This window comes from Beutenbergia cavernae DSM 12333, from assembly GCF_000023105.1.
GTDB classification, from domain to species: Bacteria; Actinomycetota; Actinomycetes; order Actinomycetales; family Beutenbergiaceae; genus Beutenbergia; species Beutenbergia cavernae.
The window spans coordinates 566,560-584,815 of record NC_012669.1; the positions used below are offsets into that span (position 1 = coordinate 566,560).

19 protein-coding genes, 1 pseudogene and 1 riboswitch are annotated in these 18,256 nt (G+C 74.6%); of the genes and pseudogenes, 11 read left to right on the forward strand and 9 right to left on the reverse strand.

Going from position 1 to position 18,256, the window contains the following annotated elements:
• Window positions 1-118 precede the first annotated feature (118 nt).
• The 5 genes and pseudogenes from BCAV_RS02565 to BCAV_RS02585 all read left to right on the forward strand — a co-directional run bounded on the left by BCAV_RS02565 (window position 119) and on the right by BCAV_RS02585 (window position 5,096).
• Complete coding sequence (locus BCAV_RS02565; protein ID WP_012725552.1) at window positions 119-1,315, forward strand: hypothetical protein; 1,197 nt, start codon at window positions 119-121, stop codon at window positions 1,313-1,315.
• A gap of 79 nt (window positions 1,316-1,394) precedes the next feature.
• Window positions 1,395-2,783: a hypothetical protein gene (locus BCAV_RS02570; RefSeq protein WP_012725553.1), complete on the forward strand. Its 1,389-nt coding sequence runs from the start codon at window positions 1,395-1,397 to the stop codon at window positions 2,781-2,783.
• Window positions 2,784-3,052: 269 nt separating this feature from the next.
• Window positions 3,053-3,145: riboswitch (SAM riboswitch) on the forward strand.
• 76 nt (window positions 3,146-3,221) lie between these two features.
• Window positions 3,222-3,365 (forward strand): annotated as a pseudogene (locus tag BCAV_RS23290) (DUF1737 domain-containing protein); the annotation flags it as partial.
• 23 nt (window positions 3,366-3,388) lie between these two features.
• Window positions 3,389-3,847: a rhodanese-like domain-containing protein gene (locus BCAV_RS02580; protein WP_012725555.1), complete on the forward strand. Its 459-nt coding sequence runs from the start codon at window positions 3,389-3,391 to the stop codon at window positions 3,845-3,847.
• A gap of 16 nt (window positions 3,848-3,863) precedes the next feature.
• The gene (locus tag BCAV_RS02585; protein WP_012725556.1) at window positions 3,864-5,096 is read left to right on the forward strand and encodes an O-succinylhomoserine sulfhydrylase; all 1,233 of its coding nucleotides are present in this window, start codon (window positions 3,864-3,866) and stop codon (window positions 5,094-5,096) included.
• A gap of 24 nt (window positions 5,097-5,120) precedes the next feature.
• Here BCAV_RS02585 and BCAV_RS02590 read toward each other — a convergent pair whose 3' ends face one another.
• From BCAV_RS02590 to BCAV_RS21340, 4 genes are all read right to left on the reverse strand, one after another.
• Complete coding sequence (locus BCAV_RS02590) at window positions 5,121-5,543, reverse strand: YccF domain-containing protein (protein ID WP_012725557.1); 423 nt, start codon at window positions 5,541-5,543, stop codon at window positions 5,121-5,123.
• 83 nt (window positions 5,544-5,626) lie between these two features.
• On the reverse strand, window positions 5,627-6,262 hold the full coding sequence (gene upp, locus BCAV_RS02595) for a uracil phosphoribosyltransferase (protein ID WP_012725558.1): 636 nt from the start codon (window positions 6,260-6,262) through the stop codon (window positions 5,627-5,629).
• A 46-nt stretch (window positions 6,263-6,308) separates the two neighbouring features.
• A complete protein-coding gene (locus tag BCAV_RS02600) occupies window positions 6,309-7,043 on the reverse strand; it encodes an SDR family NAD(P)-dependent oxidoreductase (protein ID WP_012725559.1) in 735 nt (244 codons plus the stop codon).
• A 174-nt stretch (window positions 7,044-7,217) separates the two neighbouring features.
• Entirely contained in the window at window positions 7,218-8,153 is a 936-nt protein-coding gene (locus tag BCAV_RS21340; protein ID WP_012725560.1) for a GNAT family N-acetyltransferase, read from the reverse strand.
• A 218-nt stretch (window positions 8,154-8,371) separates the two neighbouring features.
• Between BCAV_RS21340 and tadA the strand changes: the two genes are divergently transcribed.
• The 5 genes from tadA to BCAV_RS02630 all read left to right on the forward strand — a co-directional run bounded on the left by tadA (window position 8,372) and on the right by BCAV_RS02630 (window position 13,081).
• A complete protein-coding gene (gene tadA, locus BCAV_RS02610; RefSeq protein ID WP_012725561.1) occupies window positions 8,372-8,848 on the forward strand; it encodes a tRNA adenosine(34) deaminase TadA in 477 nt (158 codons plus the stop codon).
• Between the two features lie 17 nt (window positions 8,849-8,865).
• On the forward strand, window positions 8,866-9,837 hold the full coding sequence (locus tag BCAV_RS02615; protein WP_043348171.1) for a sigma-70 family RNA polymerase sigma factor: 972 nt from the start codon (window positions 8,866-8,868) through the stop codon (window positions 9,835-9,837).
• A 58-nt stretch (window positions 9,838-9,895) separates the two neighbouring features.
• The gene (locus BCAV_RS02620) at window positions 9,896-10,492 is read left to right on the forward strand and encodes a maleylpyruvate isomerase family mycothiol-dependent enzyme (protein WP_012725563.1); all 597 of its coding nucleotides are present in this window, start codon (window positions 9,896-9,898) and stop codon (window positions 10,490-10,492) included.
• Window positions 10,493-10,653: 161 nt separating this feature from the next.
• Window positions 10,654-11,229: an ArsR/SmtB family transcription factor gene (locus BCAV_RS02625; protein WP_012725564.1), complete on the forward strand. Its 576-nt coding sequence runs from the start codon at window positions 10,654-10,656 to the stop codon at window positions 11,227-11,229.
• A gap of 19 nt (window positions 11,230-11,248) precedes the next feature.
• On the forward strand, window positions 11,249-13,081 hold the full coding sequence (locus tag BCAV_RS02630) for a S9 family peptidase (protein WP_012725565.1): 1,833 nt from the start codon (window positions 11,249-11,251) through the stop codon (window positions 13,079-13,081).
• Here BCAV_RS02630 and BCAV_RS02635 read toward each other — a convergent pair.
• A complete protein-coding gene (locus BCAV_RS02635; protein ID WP_012725566.1) occupies window positions 13,068-14,186 on the reverse strand; it encodes a YeiH family protein in 1,119 nt (372 codons plus the stop codon). The genes BCAV_RS02630 and BCAV_RS02635 overlap by 14 nt on opposite strands.
• A gap of 71 nt (window positions 14,187-14,257) precedes the next feature.
• Here BCAV_RS02635 and BCAV_RS02640 point away from each other — a divergent pair, with 71 nt between their 5' ends.
• Window positions 14,258-15,172 carry a LysR family transcriptional regulator gene (locus BCAV_RS02640; RefSeq protein ID WP_012725567.1) on the forward strand — a complete coding sequence of 305 codons (915 nt, stop codon included), beginning with the start codon at window positions 14,258-14,260 and terminating at the stop codon, window positions 15,170-15,172.
• A gap of 113 nt (window positions 15,173-15,285) precedes the next feature.
• Here the strand turns inward: BCAV_RS02640 and BCAV_RS02645 are convergent, their stop codons facing one another.
• The 4 genes from BCAV_RS02645 to BCAV_RS02660 all read right to left on the reverse strand — a co-directional run bounded on the left by BCAV_RS02645 (window position 15,286) and on the right by BCAV_RS02660 (window position 18,189).
• Window positions 15,286-15,648 carry a fluoride efflux transporter FluC gene (locus tag BCAV_RS02645; RefSeq protein ID WP_012725568.1) on the reverse strand — a complete coding sequence of 121 codons (363 nt, stop codon included), beginning with the start codon at window positions 15,646-15,648 and terminating at the stop codon, window positions 15,286-15,288.
• Window positions 15,645-16,076, reverse strand: a complete 432-nt coding sequence (locus BCAV_RS02650; RefSeq protein ID WP_012725569.1) for a fluoride efflux transporter FluC — start codon at window positions 16,074-16,076, stop codon at window positions 15,645-15,647. The genes BCAV_RS02645 and BCAV_RS02650 overlap by 4 nt, the downstream gene beginning before the upstream one ends.
• An 84-nt stretch (window positions 16,077-16,160) precedes the next feature.
• On the reverse strand, window positions 16,161-17,114 hold the full coding sequence (locus BCAV_RS02655; protein WP_083770135.1) for a type IV toxin-antitoxin system AbiEi family antitoxin domain-containing protein: 954 nt from the start codon (window positions 17,112-17,114) through the stop codon (window positions 16,161-16,163).
• Between the two features lie 190 nt (window positions 17,115-17,304).
• On the reverse strand, window positions 17,305-18,189 hold the full coding sequence (locus BCAV_RS02660; protein WP_012725571.1) for an NAD-dependent protein deacetylase: 885 nt from the start codon (window positions 18,187-18,189) through the stop codon (window positions 17,305-17,307).
• Window positions 18,190-18,256: the final 67 nt, after the last annotated feature.

Below are 18,256 nucleotides of genomic sequence, written 5' to 3' on the forward strand. Positions count from 1 at the left end.
CGAGGATGCCACGGATCGCCGCCCGGGTGCCAGCGGGCTCTCCGGTTGCGCAAGCCCCGGACGGATGTGACGGTGCCTGCACGAGCTCACGACGAGGCGTTCCCAGCGGGGAGGGACGATGACCGGCACCGGGCACGAGCCCGCACGACCCGCACGGGTCGTGCGGCGGTGGCTCCTGCGGGGTGCGATCGTCGTCGGTGGCGCCGGGCTCGGGGTGCTCGTCGCGGCGAGCGCAGCGCAGGCGGAACCCGTCGCGTCCGAGGCGCCGGCCCTGAGCGCCGGTGCCGACGGCCCGGCCGCCGCGACCGGCCTGCTCGAGGGGATCGTGGACGACGTCGTCGCGCCCGTCGTGGAGGACGCCGTCGCCCCCGTCGTCGAACAGGTGGTGGACGACGTCGTCGCCCCGGTGATCGACGCGATCGCACCTGCCGGCGTCGCCCCGGAGCCGGCAGCGCCCGAGCCGGTGACCCCTGTGCCGCAGCCGCTGCCTCCCGTCGTCGACGACGCTCCGCGTGCCCCCGAGCCCACCGACCCCGCTGCGCCCGCCGCGCCCGCTTCCCCAGGTGAGCGACCCGGTCGCGACACGCCGACCGCCGACCTCGGCGGGGCCGCCGCGCGCGCCGTCGAGTCGCTCGCGCCCGCCACAGCTCCCGTGCTCGACGCGCTCGACCCGGTGACCGAGCCCGTCGTCGACGTCCTCGCACGGGCGCTGCGCCCGACGCTCGTGGAGGTCGGCGGGTCGCTCGGCCCGGTCCTGGGTGAGGTGCTGGGACCGCTGGCGCCGGTGCTCGGCGACGTCGTCGTCCCGATCGTCCACGCCCTGCCCCCGGTGACGGGCGGAGCGCTCGATCCGATCCTGCGCCCCGTGCTGCCGGTGCTCGAGCCGGTGCTGCCCGGCGTCGTTCCCGCGGCGAGCGACCCACCCTCCCGGGAGAGCTCTGCGCCGCCCGGGGCTCCACCAGGCCCCGCCGCCCGTGGCGACGCCACCGCCGCGTCCGTCCCGATCGCACGCCCCGGCGTCGGGACGTCCGGCACGACGGCACCGCCGGGAGTCCTCCTCCCGCCGCTCGCCGCGGCTGCTCAGCAGGTGTCGAGTGCGTCCGGGGACGACGGCGCCCCGGTGCGCGGCCCCGGCGACGAGCAGGTTCCCGCCGCGACGACCGGGGCCCCCGCCTCGTCATCCGGGGGAGCCCGCGACCTCGCCGTCGTCGCCGCTCTCGCCACGGTCACCTTCCTGCTGCTCGGCGTCGCTCGGCTGCGCGACACCACCCTCCCGTCCGCCCCGGCGTTCGAGGTGCTCGTCTCTCCTGCCTGACGCGGCTCGCCGGCGCACGCGTGCCGGACCGAGTCCCCGCGCCTCCGGGCGCTCCCAGGTATCACGGCAGGAGAAACCCATGCATGTGTTCGTGAAGAGAGCGCTGCGCATCGCGCTCTGTACGGGCGGCCTCGTGGTCGCCGGGGCCGGGGCGGCCAGTGCCGCCGAGTCCGGCCTGCTCGAGTCGATCGGCGTGGACGCGCCGATCGACGTGTCCGTCGGCGTCTCCGACGTCGCCGTCGGGGTGCTCGGCGACGCGGCGGCCGAGCCCGCCGACGAGCCCCTCCAGGTGGTCCCGGTCATGCCGGAGGTCGTCGCTGGGCCGCAGGCGGTCGAGGCTGCGCCGACGGCCGACTCCGCACCCGTCGCCGAGCTCGTGGACGACGTCGTCGGCGTCGTCGCTGACGACGTGGCGGTGGACGTGCCGGTGGACGTGTCCGTCGACGTCTCGGACGTCGCCGTCGGGGTGCTGGGTGACGCCGGCGCATCGTCGGAGACGCCGGCAGCCGAGCCGGCGGCATCTGTGGCCGTCGATTCCGCACCGACCGGAGCGGAGTCGGAGGACTCGACGTCGCTGCTCGGCGATGTCGCGGTGAATGCCCCGATCGACGTCTCGGTCGACGTCGGCTGCGTAGCGGCAGGCGTCGTCGGCGACGCGGCGGCGGCCTGCGAGGAGCCGGCTGCCGCACCGGGTCCGGCCGAGCCGGCCGCACCGGCCGAGCCGGCGGCGGGCCCGGACGAGGTGTCGGTGGACGCCCCGGTCACGGTCCCGGTGGACGTCTCGGGGATCGCCGTCGGGGTGCTCGGCGACGCGTCCGCGGAGCGCGCCGAGGCCGAGGCGAACGGTCCTGCTCCCGCGCCGGCTCCCGAGGAGCCGGCGGCGCCGGGTGCGGGATCGGGCGTGCTCGACGACGTGCTCGGTCCGGTGGACGTCGACGCTCCGGTCACGGCCCCGATCGAGCTCGGGTGCCTCGGCGCGGGTGTGGCCGGCGACGCGTCGGTCACGTGTGCCGCGCCGGCGACGGCGACACCTGCTCCGGCCGAGCCCGCCGACCCGGGAACGCGGGAGGGCGGCGTCTCGGCCGGCCTCCCGGTGACGGTTCCGGTGGGCGTCGGGTGCCTCGGGGTGGGAGTCCTCGGCGACGTGTCCTCGCAGTGCACGACGACGGCCGCCGTCGACCCCGGTGACCCGGGCGACCCCGGTGACCCGGGCGACCCCGGTGACCCGGGAACTCCGGGAGACCCGGGCACCCCGGGCGGCTCTGACGACGCCGACCAGGTCGGCCCGTCAGTCCCGGGCGGGCGCAGCGTCGTCGTCGCTCGTGGCCCTGCGCCGCGGGAGGCGAGCGGTGAGCTGGCCGAGTCGGGCGCGTCCGACGCAGCGGGACTCGCCGGTCCCGCCGCGCTCGGGCTCGTCCTGCTCGGCGCCGGCCTCGTGATCGGCGCACGCCGCCGCAGCGAGGCCTGAGGCGTCGGCGGCGGCGGCGTCATCGGGGGCGTCGCCGCCGCCGGCTGTCGGTGGGAGCGCGTGTCGTTCCCGTCGATCGGCGTCGCACTCATCTCCACAGAGGCGACGCCGGCGCCCCGGGTGCGTGGTCTCTCCGACTGAAGTGGTGTCGGTGACCGCGGAGGGATCGCGCACCCGGTGCAGCGCCGACGCTGCGCGCGCCGTGAGCGAGCGAGCCATGCCTGCCGAGCGCGTTTGGAGAGCGCCGTGTGCGCGGCGTACCATCACGCCGACCATCCAGAGCAGCCGAGAGACCTGGCTCGACGACGCTGCAGCAACCCCCCGTCCGCGGGTGAGGGTGCTACCGCCAGGACCGATGGAGGAGTACGCGTGACTGAGCGAACCACCGACGCACCGCCCCCACCGTCCGGCGACCAGAGCGCTCGCCGGCGGTACCGCCTGCTCACCGGGCCGGACGACGGCAGCTTCTGCGACCGCGTCAGCGCGGCCCTCGACGAGGGGTACGTGCTGCACGGTTCCCCGGCGGCGACGTTCGACGGCGCTCAGGTGATCGTCGCGCAGGCGGTCGTGCTGCCCGCCGCCCCGAGCGCCCAGGTGAGGCCGGCATGAGCGCCGCGGCGACGCCGTCGGGCACGACGCCGCAGCCCGGCTACGCGGGCGACGTCACCCCGGAGCGGGCGTGGGAGATCCTGAGCGAGGACGACGGCGCCGTGCTCGTCGACGTGCGCACGCGCCCGGAGTGGGCGTACGTGGGCGTACCGGACACGTCCGACCTGGGCCGCGACGTCGTCCTGGCGGAGTGGGTGAGCTACCCGACCGGGGCGCCTAACCCGGCCTTCGTCGACGAGCTGCGCGCCGCGGGCCTGGAGCCGGGCGACGAGCGGCCGATCGTGTTCCTGTGCCGGAGCGGGCAGCGCTCGATCGGTGCGGCGCTCGCGGCGACGGCGGCGGGGTTCGGCCCGGCGTTCAACATCCTCGACGGGTTCGAGGGCGGCCTCGACCCCCAGGGGCACCGGGGCGCGCGCGGCTGGCGCGCCGTCGGGCTGCCCTGGCGCCAGTCCTGAGCGGGGGCGGCGCCCGATGAGTGATCCCCGGCCCCGTTCGCCGCTGCCCGAGGGCCTGCGGCCGGACACGCTCGCCGTGCGCGGCGGGCAGGAGCGCACGAACTTCGACGAGACGTCGGAGGCGCTGTTCCTCACGCAGGGGTACGTGTACGAGAGGGCGGCCGACGCCGAGGCCGCGTTCGCGGGCGAGCTGGAACGGTTCGTGTACAGCCGGTACGGCAACCCGACCGTGTCCACGTTCGAGGAGCGGCTGCGCCTGCTCGACGGCGCCGAGGCGTGCTACGCAACAGCGACGGGCATGTCCGCCGTCTTCACGACGCTCGCGGCGCTCGTGAAGTCCGGGAGCAGGATCGTCGCCGGTCGCGCGCTGTTCGGCTCGTCGCTCGTGATCTTCGACGAGATCCTCGCGAAGTGGGGCGTGCGCACCGACTACGTGGACGCGCACGAGCTCGACCAGTGGGAGGCGGCGCTCGCGACGCCGGCGGACGTCGTGTTCTTCGAGACGCCGTCGAACCCGATGCAGGATCTGGTCGACGTGCGCGCGGTGAGCGACCTCGCCCACGCGGCGGGCGCCGTCGTCGTCCTCGACAACGTGTTCGCGACGCCGGTGCTGCAGCGGCCGCTCGACTTCGGCGCCGACGTCGTCGTCTACTCCGCCACGAAGCACATCGACGGGCAGGGCCGTGTGCTCGGCGGCGCGATCCTCGGCCCGTCCGACTTCATCGACGGTCCGGTGCAGCAGCTCATCCGCAACACCGGCCCCAGCCTCAGCCCGTTCAACGCGTGGGTGCTGCTCAAGGGGCTCGAGACGCTGTCGCTGCGGGTGCGGCACGCGACGGCGTCCGCGCTGACGATCGCGCGGTGGCTCGAGGAGCAGCCCGCCGTGGCGGACGTGAGGTACCCGTTCCTCGACTCCCACCCGCAGGTCGAGCTCGCGAAGGCGCAGCAGTCGGGCGGCGGGACCGTGGTGACGCTCACGCTCGACGCGGGCGCGGAGCCGGAGGCCGCGAAGGCGCGCACGTTCGCGTTCCTCGACGCGCTCCGGGTCATCGACATCTCGAACAACCTCGGCGACGCGAAGTCGCTCGTCACCCATCCGGCGACGACGACGCACCGCAAGCTGGGTCTCGAGGGTCGGGCCGCCGTCGGGATCGGGGAGGCGACGGTGCGGCTGTCCGTCGGGCTCGAGGACCCGCTCGATCTGCAGGAGGACCTCGAGCAGGCGTTCGCCGCGGCCGCGCGCGCCTGAACGGGGCCCGTGCGTCGGCGGTGCTCAGACCTGGGTGACGCCGCCGTACGTCGCGAACGGGCGGTCGCTCGGCACGATCTGCTTGCCGAGCGGCGTCAGCGTGACCGGGATGATCTTGAGCTCGGCGATGGCGAGCGGGATGCCGATGATCGTGACGAACAGAGCCAAGGCACTCACGAGGTGCCCGATCGTCAGCCAGATGCCGGCCACGATGATCCAGATGACGTTGCCGATCGCGGAGCCGAGGCCCGCCGTCGGCTTGTCGATCACCGTCCGCCCGAACGGCCAGAGCACGTAGTTCGCGATCCGGAACGACGCGATGCCCCACGGGATCGTGATGATCAGGACGAAGCAGATGAGGCCGGCGACGGCGTAGCCGAGGGCCATCGGGATGCCGGCGAAGAGCAGCCAGATGATGTTGAGGATGACGTTCAGGACGGAGCGCACGGTTCCATCATCGCCGCCCGGCGGGCCGTCCGGCCCCCACCGTCACCCTGATCTTTCCCTGATCTTCGCGAGCGGCGCCTCAGTCAGACGACGCCGTAGAGGCGGTCGCCGGCGTCGCCGAGCCCGGGCACGATGTAGCCCCGCTCGTTGAGCCGCTCGTCGACGGCGGCGGTCACGATGGTCACGTCGGCGCGGTCGCCGACGGCGTCCTCCACCGTCCGCAGACCCTCCGGCGCCGCGAGGAGGCAGATCGCCGTCACGTGACGTGCGCCGCGCAGGAACAGGTACTCGATGCTCGCGACGAGCGTGCCGCCCGTCGCGAGCATCGGGTCGAGCACGAAGCACTGCCGACCGGAGAGGTCGTCCGGGAGGCGGTTGGCGTACGTGATCGCCTCGAGGGTCTCCTCGTCCCGCTGCAGCCCGAGGAACCCGACCTCCGCCGTCGGCAGCAGGCGGGTCATGCCCTCGAGCATGCCGAGCCCGGCACGCAGGATCGGTACCACCATCGGCCGCGGCGACCGCAGGTGCACGCCGACCGTCGTCGTCACCGGCGTCGTGATCTCACGGGGCTCGACGGCGATGTCGCGCGTCGCCTCGTACGCGAGGAGCGTGACGAGCTCCTCGGTGAGACGCCGGAACGTCGGGGAGTCGGTCCGCTCGTCCCTCAGGACGGTGAGCTTGTGGGCCACCAGAGGGTGGTCGGCGACGTGCACACGCATGCCGGGCAGCCTATCCGCGCGCGTACGGCAGTGCCCGGGAACGGTGTCACCAGGCGACCGTCCCGGCGGCGTCGACGAAGCGGCCGCTGGGGGTGCCGTCCGGCGCCACGGCGGCGGCCGCCACGACCACGGCAGCCTCGTCGGCAGTGAGCGGCGCCTGCTCCCAGTTCCCCGGTGCGAGATCCGTCTGCACCCAGCCCGGGCAGACCGCGGTGACCACGATGTCCGTCCCGGCGAGCTTCTTCGCCAGCTGGATCGTGAGGGCGTTCACCGCGGACTTCGAGGTCTGGTAGGCCGGCACGAGCATCTCGTACCACGGCGACGCCGGATCGGTCTGGGCGGCGAGCGATCCGACCGTGGACGAGACGTTGACGATCCGCGCGGCGCCGCTCGCACGGAGCAACGGCAGCAGGGCCTCCGTGACGGCGACGAGACCGAAGACGTTCGTCTCGAACGTGGTCCGGAACAGGTCGACCGACGCGAAGTCGACGGCGTCCGTCGCCGTCGCCTCCGGGAGGATCCCCGCGTTGTTGACGAGGACGTCCAGCTCTCCGTGCCGCTCCTGCACCCAGGCGACGAGCGAGGCCACGCTGGCCTGATCGGTGACGTCGAGCGGGTGGCCCTCGACGACGACGCCCTCCGCGCGCAACGCCGACACGGCCGCCTCGACGTCGGCCGCCCCTCGCCCGGTCAGGATGACGTGGTGCCCGGCTTCCGCGAGCCGCCGGGCGGTGGCCAGGCCGAGACCGCGGGTGCTGCCGGTGACGAGGACGAGCGACATGGATGAGCCTTTCGCTGGGTGGGCGCGTGGCGCCCCGGTGGTGACGTCCGGTTCGGGCCGTCTGATGGGTAGACGCCGGCGCCGGGCGAAACGTGAGGTCGCCTCGACGCGGCGTCGACGCCGCTGCCGGCGACGCGCGCGCACGGCCGTGGGGAGGCCGTGCGCGCGCGACGCTCAGACGAGGGTGAGGTCGATCCGCGCCTCGGTCGGCTGCCAACCCGCTCGCGCGAACCCGCGGATCATGCCGACGTTCTCGTCGTCGGTGTCGGCGATGAGCGTGTGCGCGCCCGCCGCGACGAGGTCCCGGGTCGCGGCTGCGACCAGCTCGCCCGCCAGGCCGCGGCCACGATGCTCGACGGCGACTCCCACCGTGAGCACGTAACCGCGCCCGCGGGGCATGAGCCGCCAGGAGATGAGGCCGACGTCGGCCCCCGCGATCGTCGCGATCCTGATGCACTCCACCGGGTCGTCCTCGAGCAGGTCGTCGACCTGCTGTGCCGCTGCCGCGGCGAGCCCGTGCTGCGCCACGAGCTCACGGTCGCTGACGTCGAGCGAGCCGGGCAGCACCCGAGTGAGCAGGTCGGTCAACCGCTGCTCGTCACCCGGCCGCGCCTGCTCGAGGTTCATCGAGAGCGGTACGGCTGCGCTGTGGGGCGCCGCCACCTCCGCGCCGAGCTGGTAGTGCCGTCGGGTGACGCGCACCTGCCACCCGACGGCACCGAACGTCTCGACCACCCGCGTCACCGCAGGGTCGTCGAGCGTGTCGGTGACGGCGGCCGACTCGAACGACACCACCGCCTCCTCCGCCGAGCGGGCCCACGACGTCGCCGCGTGGGCGAGCAGCGCCGCCGCGTCGTCGTCGGCCGGGAGAGCGATCATGTCGACGAGCGCCAGGTCGCCGAGCAGGCGGCCCGCCACGAGCCCGTGTGCGCCGGGGTCGGAGCCTCGCACGGCCCAGACCCGCTCCGGTGCGCGTTGCCCGTTGTCGAAGACGCGGCCGAGCGAGGGCTGCTCGAACAGCAGCCGCTGCCCGGGAGTGTCGGGCTGGGGCCGATGGGTCAGGATCAGAGAGATGGCGTCGTCGCGTGACGCCGGGGAGAACAGGTCCATGTGGATCCTCGTGGTCGCGGCGCCCGGACGAAGATCCGGGCGCTGACGGGATGGCTCCGCCACCGCCGCCTGGTGTCAGCCGACCTCGGTAGCGAGGGCGGCGCGGTGCGTGAACATGGCGGCCTCCTCTCGCTCAGGCCCCTCGACAGGGGCACGGCCTCACACCCTAGGCAACAGTCCTCCGCGTTGACCAATCGGTTCTCCGGCACACTGGCGGCGTGGACCACGAGGAGGCGATCGGCCTCGCGCTCGAGCTCGCGCGCGGTGCCCTGGAGACGGACGACGTGCCGGTGGGCGCCGTCGTCCTCGGTCCCGACGGCGAGGTGATCGGCCGCGGGGCGAATCGTCGCGAGGCCGACGACGACCCGACGGCGCACGCCGAGATGATCGCCATCCGGGAGGCTGCCGCGGCCCTCGGCCAGTGGCGGCTCGAGGGATGCACGCTCGCCGTGACGCTCGAGCCGTGCACGATGTGCGCCGGCGCGACGGTTCTCGCCCGGCTGCCGCGGCTCGTGTTCGGCGCCTACGACCCGAAGGCCGGAGCGGCGGGGTCCGTGACCGACGTCGTCCGCGACCCGCGCCTCAACCACCGCGTGGAGGTCACGGGCGGCGTGCGGGAGGCGGAGTGCGGCGAGGAGCTGCGCGCCTTCTTCCGCGCCCGGCGGCGCCCGACGGCCGCGGATCCGCCGTCGTGACGGCGTCGGTTCCGGCGGTGAGCACGACCGCCCCGACCGTGGCTGACGTCGACGCCCTGCGCGGGCGTCTCACCGGGTACTGCTACCGCATGCTCGGCAGCGCTGCCGACACCGACGACGCCGTGCAGGAGACGGTGATCCGCGCCGTCGGCAACCTGGAGCGCTTCGACCCCGGGCGCGCCGCGCTCTCGACGTGGGTGCACGCGATCGCGACGCGGGTCTGCCTCGACATGCTGCGGGGAGCGCGGCGCCGGGCGCTCGCCACGGACCTCGGGCCGGCCGCGAGCGGTGGGGACATCGGCGCGCCGCTGCCGGCGGAGGCGTTCGTCGAGCCGATGCCGGACTCCCGGCTCCTCGAGGCCCAGGATCCGGGCGACGCCGTCGTGGCGCGCGAGACCGTGCGCCTCGCGTTCGTCGCCGCGCTGCAGCGACTGCCGCCCCGGCAGCGGGCGGTCCTCGTGCTGCGCGACGTCCTCGCGTTCAGCGCGCGGGAGGTGGCCGACGCGCTGGGTGTCTCCGTCGCCGCCGCGAACAGCGCGCTGCAGCGGGCTCGGGCCACGCTGGAGGCGCACCGGCCGGATCCCGTCGACCTCGCCGAGCCCGACGACGCCGGCCAGCGGGACCTGCTGCGTCGCTACGTCGCCGCGTTCGAGGCGCACGACGTCGCCGGTCTCACGGCGCTGCTACGCGAGGACGCGACCACGTCCATGCCGCCGTTTGCGTGGTGGCTGCGCGGCGGGGCGCTGATCGCGTCGCTCGTCGCGGGGAACGACGAGTGCGCGCACGATCGGCTCCTCGTGACGCGCGTCAACGGAGGGCTCGGGTTCGGGCAGTACCGACCCGACGACGCCGGCCGGTTGCGTCCGTTCGCGCTCGTGGGCGTGGAGGTGGTCGGGGGCCGGATCGCGCGCACCGTGACGTTCCTCGGCGCGGCGGACCGCTTCGGGGAGTTCGGGCTGCCGCTGGAGTGGTCGACGCCCGACCGATGAGTTCCGGTCGTGGCGGACGTACCAGGAGGTGACCGCCACACCGACCGGAAGGATCACCATGGCCGACACCGGCCGCATCATCGCCGAGACCCGGGCCGAGCGCGCCCGGCTCGTCGGCATCCTCGAGGGCCTCGCGCCTGCTCAGTGGGCCGCGCCGTCGCTGTGCGACGGCTGGCGGGTCCGCGAGGTCGTCGCCCACATCACGATGCCGTACCGGATCGGCGGCCTCGGCTACCTCGCGGGACTGGCACGGGCCGGGTTCCGGTTCCACGTCTACGCGGACCGCGCGGCCCGCGCCGACACCGCTCGCATGGACGACGCCGCGCTGCTCGCCTCGCTCCGCGACAACATCGATCACCCCTGGCGGCCGCCGGGCGGTGGCGCGCTCGGGGCGCTCAGCCACGACGTGATCCACGGGCTCGACATCACCGAACCGCTCGGCCTCCCCGGGCCGCCCGCCGAGCGCGTCGCGCTCGTGCTGGCCGAGAGCAAGGCCAAGCAGTACGCCTACTTCGGCGTGGACCTCGACGGCGTGCGGCTGGAGGCCACGGACGCCGACGTCGCGATCGGTGACGGCCGCACGGTCCGGATGCCGGTGCGCGACGTGCTGCTCGTCGTCACGGGACGGAGCCCGATGCCGGCGCCCGCGGGCTGAGGTTCGCGGCGCGCCCGCGCCACCTGCGAGTGCGGGATCCCTCCCGCCGACACGCCGGGGGACGCGCGAGGCTTCACGCACTCGGGGAGTGTTGACTCCCGCCTCTCCCGCACTCGAAGGAGGGTTGACGCCGGCCTTGCTCGAAAGATATGTTTCGAAACATGCCTTTCGAGCATGAGCCCACGAGCACCTCCTCGCTCGCGTCCCTGCGGGCGCTCAGCCACCCGCTGCGCCTGCGGATCGTCGAGCTGCTCGACGACGTCGGCCCGCTCACCGCGACCGAGGTCGCGGCTCAGCTCGCCGACACCCCCTCCAACTGCTCGTTCCACCTACGGGTCCTCGCCCGGGAGGGCCTCGTCGAGGAGGCGCCCGGCGGCCGGGGACGAGCGCGCCCCTGGCGGCTCGTCCGTCGCGACGTCGACGTACGCACCGACGACCTGGACGACGACGGCCGCGCCCAGCTCCGCGCCGTCGTCGTCGCCCTCGCCGAGCGGTTCCGCACGCACGCCCTCGCCTGGCTCGACCGCCGCGGCGAGTTTTCCCCGGCCTGGCGCGAGGCCGCCACCTCCCGGCACCTGCTGCTCCGGCTCGCCCCTGAGGAGCTCCAGGACATCAACGAGCGCGTCACGGAGCTGCTCGCCCCCTACGTCGAGCGCGACGACGACGCCGTGCCCGCCGATGCCCGTTCGGTCGCGCTCACGATCGCCACGCTCCCCGTCCTCCCACCCCGAGCTTGACCGAACCGAGAGGCCAGCCATGCACACGTTCGACGACTTCGTCCCACGCCGGCGGTTCCAGGACGCCGTCGCGCTCAGCCCCGACGGCACCCTCGTCGCGTACAGCGCGCACGACGACGGCGCCTACTCGCTGCTCGTCCGTCCCGTCGCCGGCGGCGAGCCGCGCCGGCTCGCCCGGTTCGACGACCGCTCGGTGCGCGCCGTCGCGTGGTCGCCGTCGGGGGACCGGCTCGCGTTCTCGGCCGACCGCGACGGCGACGAGCAGACGCAGATCTTCGTCGTCGGGGCGGACGGCGGTGACCCGGTGCGACTGACCGACCGGGACGACCGGCAGTACGGGCTCGCGGAGCAGCCGTTCACCCCGGACGGCGCGACGCTCGTCTACTCCGGCAACGACCGCGACGAGTCCGCCTCGGACGTGCTCGTCCACGACCTCGCGACCTCGCAGGTGCGCCGCATCGAGATGGCGCCGGGCATCACCGCGCCGGTGGACGTGTCGCCGGACGGGCGCCTGCTGACCGTGCTCGTGCTGCACTCCAACTCCGACAGCGACGTCGCCGTCGTCGACCTGGCGGGCGGCGCCGACGCCGTCCGCACCGTCGCGAGCCACGAGGGCGCCGTACGGCACCTGCCCGGCCCATGGCTCGCGGACTCCTCCGGCTTCTGGCTCCGCACGGACCGCGACGCGGAGTTCCTCGCGCTCGCCACGTGCACGCTCGACGGCGACGTCGAGGTGGTGCACGCACCCGACGCTGATGTCGAGCTCGTGACGACGGCGCACGGGCGCACCGCGTGGGTCGTCAACGAGCCCGGGGGGTTCGTGCCCTTCGTCCGCGACGAGCCGAGCGCCGAGTCGAGCGCCGAGCCGCGTCGCGTCGACCTGCCGGCCGGCGTGCTCGACGTCGCTGAGCTGGCCCCGGACGGCGTGACGCTCGTCGGGCTGTGGGGCAGCGGCGTACGTCCCCGCGAGCTCGTCGCGATCGACCTCGACGCCGCGCGGCTGCAATACCTGACCGACAGCCGGCCGCCGGCGATCCTCGAGGGTGCGCCCGCCGCCCCGGTCGCGATCACGTACCCGACCCACGACGGCCGCGACGTGCCCGCCTGGCTGTACCGGCCGTCGTCGGCCATGGGTGACGGCCCGTTCCCCGTGCTGCTCTCCGTGCACGGCGGGCCGGAGGCGCAGGAGCGCGCGGAGTACAACTACTCGGGCCTGTACCAGTACCTGCTCTCGCGCGGCATCGGTGTGCTCGCGCCGAACGTGCGCGGCTCGACCGGCTACGGCGCGAGCTACCAGAAGCTCATCCAGCGGGACTGGGGCGGCGGCGAGCTGGGCGATCTCGAGCACGCCGTGCGCTACCTGCGCACGCTGGAGTGGGTCGACGGCGATGCGATCGCCGTGTTCGGCGGCTCGTTCGGCGGGTTCGCGGCGCTGTCGTGCCTGTCGCGGCTGCCGGAGCTGTTCGCCGCCGGCGTCTCGGTGGTCGGCCCGTCCAACCTCGTCACGGTCGGACGGTCGGTGCCGGCGACCTGGCGTCCGCTGATCCGCGCCTGGCTCGGAGACCCCGACGACGACCACGACTTCCTCATGTCACGCTCGCCCATCACGTACGCCGACCAGATCGTGGCCCCGCTGTTCGTCGTCCAGGGCGCGAAGGACCCGCGCGTCGTGCAGGCGGAGAGCGACCAGATCGTCGACGCGCTCCGGGCCCGGGACGTGGTGGTCCGCTACGACGTGTACGAGGACGAGGGGCACGGCTTCACGAAGCGGGAGAACGAGATCCAGGCGCTGGGCGACGTCGCCGACTTCCTCGTCGAGCACCTCAGGCCCGCCGTCGTCACCTCCAGGTGAGCATCGCCAGGCTCGTGCCGGTCACGATGAGCGAGAGCGCGCCCCCGAGGAGCAGGGGGCGCGCTCCCGCGCGGCGCAGCCCGGCCAGGTCGGTCGACAGGCCGATCGCCGCGAGCGCGACGGTCACGAGGAATCCCGCGGCGGTCGTGAGCGCGGCACTCGCCGACGTCGGCACCAGGCCGGCGCTGTTCGCCCCGGCGAGCGCGAGGAACCCGAGGAGGAACCACGGGACGGCGCGCAGCAGCGCCCGCCGACCCGTGCCGCCGTCGCCGGCGTCCGTCCCGCCGGCGGTGGCGCCGCGCCGTCCGCGCCGGGCGACGACGACGCCGAGGACCGCGCAGATCGGCACGATCATCAGGGTGCGGGTGAGCTTGACGACGACGGCGTCGTGCGCGGCATCCGGCCCGAACGCGGTGGCGGCGGCCACGACCGACGACATGTCGTTGACGGCCGTGCCGGCGAGGACGCCGAACGTGTGCGCGTCGAGACCGAGGGCGTGCCCGAGCGGCGGGAACGCGAGAGCCGCTGCGATGTTGAAGACGAACACGGTGGACAGGGCGTAAGCGACCTTCTCGCTCGCGGGCCGCAGGACGCCGGTGACGGCAGCGATCGCCGACGCGCCGCAGATCGCTGTGCCCACGCCGATGAGCGTGCGCAGGTCGGACTCGACGCGCATCGCCCGGCCGAGCGCCCACGCGGCGAGGAGGCAGACGGCGAGCGTGACGAGCATGACGGGCACGGCGTCGGCGCCGACGCGCGCGACCTCCGCGAGCGACAGCTGGGCGCCCAGCAGGATCACGCCGAGCTGGAGCACGGGCCGGCTGGCGACGGCGAGGCCGGGCTTGAGCGTGGCCGCGGCCCTGCCGCGGAGCGCCGCGGCGACGACGGCGCCGAGCAGGATCGCGCAGACCGGTGCGCCGAGGAGCGGGAACGCCCGCCCGACGAGCGTCGCCGGCGCGGCGATCGCCACGGCGAGGGCCAGACCGGCGAGCCAGGGGAGGCGTCGGCCACGCGCACCCGACGGCTCGTGCGCTTCGTCGCGGACGACGGCGTTCCCCCGCCCGGGTGCGGGTGCGGGGGTCGCGGCGATGGTCGGCTCGGGCACGTGGTCGACTCTGCGCGCCCGGCGGCTATGCCGGAACCCATCAGTTCACGGTATGCTTATAGTTGCTGCCTATGGAGGAAGCCAGAGGCGGGCGCGGCCGCGGGGCCACGCTGGACGAGCTCCGGCTGCTCGTCGACGTGGCGGACCAGGGCAGCATCTCGGCAGCGGCGCGGGCGCAGCTCATCAGCCAGCCGTCGGCGAGCGCACGGATGCGCACGCTCGAACGCCGGCTCGGGCTCGAGCTGGTCGACCGACGCACGCGGGGCGCCGAGCTGACGGAGCACGGTCGCGTCGTGACCGACTGGGCGCGCGCCGTCGTCGCGGCGGCCGACACGCTGGTGACCGGCGCCGAGGCCCTCGCGGCCCGCCGCGACGAGCACCTCCGCCTCGCCGCGAGCCAGACGGTGGCCGAGTACCTCGTGCCCGGCTGGCTCGCTGAGCTGCGGCGCCGCGACGGCGAGCACGCGACCCGGCTGCGTGTGGCGAACTCGCGCGACGTCGTCGCCGCGCTGCGCGCCCGGGACGTCGACCTGGGGTTCGTCGAGGGGCCGAGCGTGCCCGCGGACCTGCGCTCGCGGGAGGTCGCGACGGACCGGCTCGTGCTCGTCGTGGCGCCGGACCACCCGCTGGCGCGACGCCGTCGGCCGCTGACGCGGGAGGACCTGGCGGCCCTGCCGCTCGCATCCCGCGAGGACGGGTCCGGGACGCGGGACACCGTGCGTCGGGCGCTCGGCCGCGACATGGCGCCGCCGGCCGTGGAGCTCGACTCGAACGCGGCGGTCAAGGTGGTCGTCGTCTCCGGCGGGTTCGCCGCGGTGATGAGCGAGCTCGCCGTCGCGGCGGAGCTGCGCGACGGGCGGCTCGTCGAGGCGCCGCTCGAGGGGGTCGACCTGCGGCGGTCGCTGCGGGCGGTGTGGCGGCGGGACGCGGGGCTGTCGCGGGCGGCAGAGGCGATGATCGCCGTCGCGGGCGGCCGGCGGCGCTGAGCACGACGGCAGCGAGCGCGACCTGACCTCCGCGCAGGTGGGCGTCGCGGGCTACGGCACTGACCCGCCCGGTGGGTCACTGCCGTACGGCCCGCGTGAACGCCCCGCACCGCCTACAGCGAGCCCAGGGCGAACCCGCCCGAGCACACCAGCGCGCTCACCACGGCGACGCCGAGCACGTAGACCGCAGCGCGCCGTCGTTCGCCCGCTCGCAGCAGCACGACGCCCTCGACGGCGGCCGTGCTGAACGTGGTGTACCCGCCGAGGAAGCCGGTCGCGACGACGGCGTGCCAGGTTGCCGGGACGGCGTGCGCCACGGCGAACCCGGCCAGCAGCCCGATGAGGAACGAGCCCGAGACGTTCACGACGGTCGTGCCGAGCCAGGGGAGAGCGGCGCGCGAGCGGACGACGCCGTCGACCACGAACCGCGCGGCGGCCCCGACGCCACCGGCCAGCGCGATGAGGACGAGAGTCACGAGCGGCCCCGGCCGGCCGCCGCGATCCCGCCCCACGCCGCGAGCAGCCCGAGCACGAGGCTCGCCGCCACGTAGGCGACGCCGAGCCAGGTGTGCCCGCCGCGGACGAGCGTGTCGGCCTCGAGCATGAACGCCGAGTAGGTGGTGAAGCCGCCAAGCACACCGCTGCCGGCGAACACGCGCAGGCGGCGCCGTCGTCCGGTGTCGGCGCCTCGCAGCGCGAGCGTCTCCAGCAGGACACCGAGCGCGAACGCCCCGACGACGTTGATGCCGAACGTGGTGAGCGGGAGCTCCGCCCCGGACCACGTGAGGCGGGGCACGACGTCCTCGAGCCAGGCGCGCAGGGCCGTCCCGATCCCGCCGCCGAGGGCCACGAGCCCGACGAGCGCCGGGTCCCGGTGCACGGAGCGCTGCTCGGGGCCGGTCACCGGTGAAGTCTGGCAGGCGCTCCCCGCCGACCGTGTCGTGAGGGTCTCGACGTGGCTGCTCCGGACCCTCACGACACGGTCGCGTCACGCCGCGTGCCGTCGATGTGCGTCGAGGGCCAGCCGGACCTCCGCGGGAACGAGCCCGGTGCGGACGTCACCCGGGTCGTAGCGCAGGAAGGTGGCACCGCCAGTCAGCGTGATCCCGTTCTGGCGGCGCCGGTCACGTCGATCGGCTCCCGGGGCGCCGTGCACGCTCTTGCCCTCGATCTCGGCGAGCAGCCAATGGTCCTCGTCAATGCGCCACCCCAGGTCGCCCCGAGCCTCCCCGCCGTCCGGTCGGCGGAGCCGGACCTGCAGATCGTCAGGTGGGAGTCCGGCGTCACGGCACTCGAGCCGTGCGAACGTCTCATAGGTCGATTCCGATCGTCCGTCCACGAGGCTCCACCATCCGGCGACGCGCTCGGCTCCCCGCCGACCGCGGACGAGCGAACGGACGTGCTCCAGGTCCTGGGCCGTGAGCAGCCCGAGGTTCACTGCCGAGTCCAAGACAGCGACGGCGTGGTCTCGGTCCAGCTCGGGGACCGCCTGTGCGAGTGCGACGTCGAGCGGTGCCACGGCGTGCCCGTCGCGGGTTCGCTCCACGACAGGGACAGCGAACCTCCGCACGAGGATGCCGTCCCGAGATCGTCTGCTGTCGCCGTCGGCGAGCGCCACCTGTGGGCGAATACGGACGGGAAGACCCCAGAGCCCGTGCAGGGCGAGTGCCGCGGTACCGACCGCCACGGCGTCCGGGCCGTACGCCAGCAGACCCAGGACCGCGGCGCGGCGGCGCAGGCCTCCGGGGTCGAGCTCGCGCGTGCGTGCGGGGTCGACGTCGTAGACGCCAGTCGTGACGCGTACCCACGCGCGACGATCCGCGCGCGTGCGCACCGCCTTCCTGCTCATGCCGGCCGCGACGCACTGCGCGGTGGTCACCAGGCCGAGCTGCCGCCGGGCGGCGGCACGCACAAGCAGCGGTGCAGGTCGAAGGCGACGCATGGCCACCAGGCGACCACGACGTCGTCCCGTCCCACCGGCCGCCTGTGGGCAACCTGGGCCGGCTGATCCGCACGACGCTCCTGGGGACAACCGCTCATTGACTCCGGGTCCGACCGTGTCGTGAGGGTCTCGACAGGGCTGTTCGGGACCCCCACGACACGTTCGGCGTCGTCGGACGTCAGGACTGGTTTCAGGATTCGACGTCCGGGAGCCGCCGGTCGAGCTCGACCAGGGTCTCGGTGGTCCCGGCGTGCAGGAGGACGGTGGCCAGCGCGTCGCCCCGCGTGACGCCGCGGTTGACGACGACCACGGGCTTCCCCTCGCGCGCGGCGTGCCGCACGAAGCGCAACCCGGACATCACCGCGAGCGACGATCCGGCCACGAGGAGCGCGTCGCCGTCGTCCACGATCTCGAACGCCCGCGCCACCCGTTCGCGGGGCACGTTCTCCCCGAAGTACACGATGTTCGGCTTGAGCACGCCGCCGCACACCTCGCACGCGGCGATCACGAAGTCCTCGGTCGCGGCGATGACGGCGTCGGCGTCGGGCGCGATCTCGACGTCGCCGACCTCCTCCACACGCTCCAGCCAACCCGGGTTGAGCGCCGTGAGCCGGGCGTCGAGCTCCGTCCGGGTGACGGTGGTCCCGCACTGCAGGCAGACGACCTCGTTGTAGTGACCGTGCAGGTCGACGACGCGCCGCGAACCGGCCGCCTCGTGCAGCAGGTCGACGTTCTGCGTGACCACGCCGGCGACGGCGCCGCGCTGCTCCAGCGCGGCGAGGGCGCGGTGCCCCGCGTTCGGCTCGGTCGCCGTCATGTGGTGCCACCCGACGTGGTTGCGCGCCCAGTAGTGCCGGCGGAAGGCGGGATCGCCGACGAACTGCTGGTACGTCATCGGGTTGCGCGGCGGCGAGTCGGGGCCGCGGTAGTCCGGGATGCCGGAGTCGGTGGAGATCCCGGCGCCCGTGAGGACGGCGAGGCGGCGGCCCGCGAGAAGCTCGACGACGGCGTCCAGGTCCTCCTCGGTGGCGGGCTCCCGCGTGATCGGCTCGGCCTGCCAGGTCGTCGTCCGCACTCCGTGCTCCTTCTCTCACCTCGTCGAGCGGCCCCGGTTTGGGCTCGCCCGCCCGCCCGGGTACCCT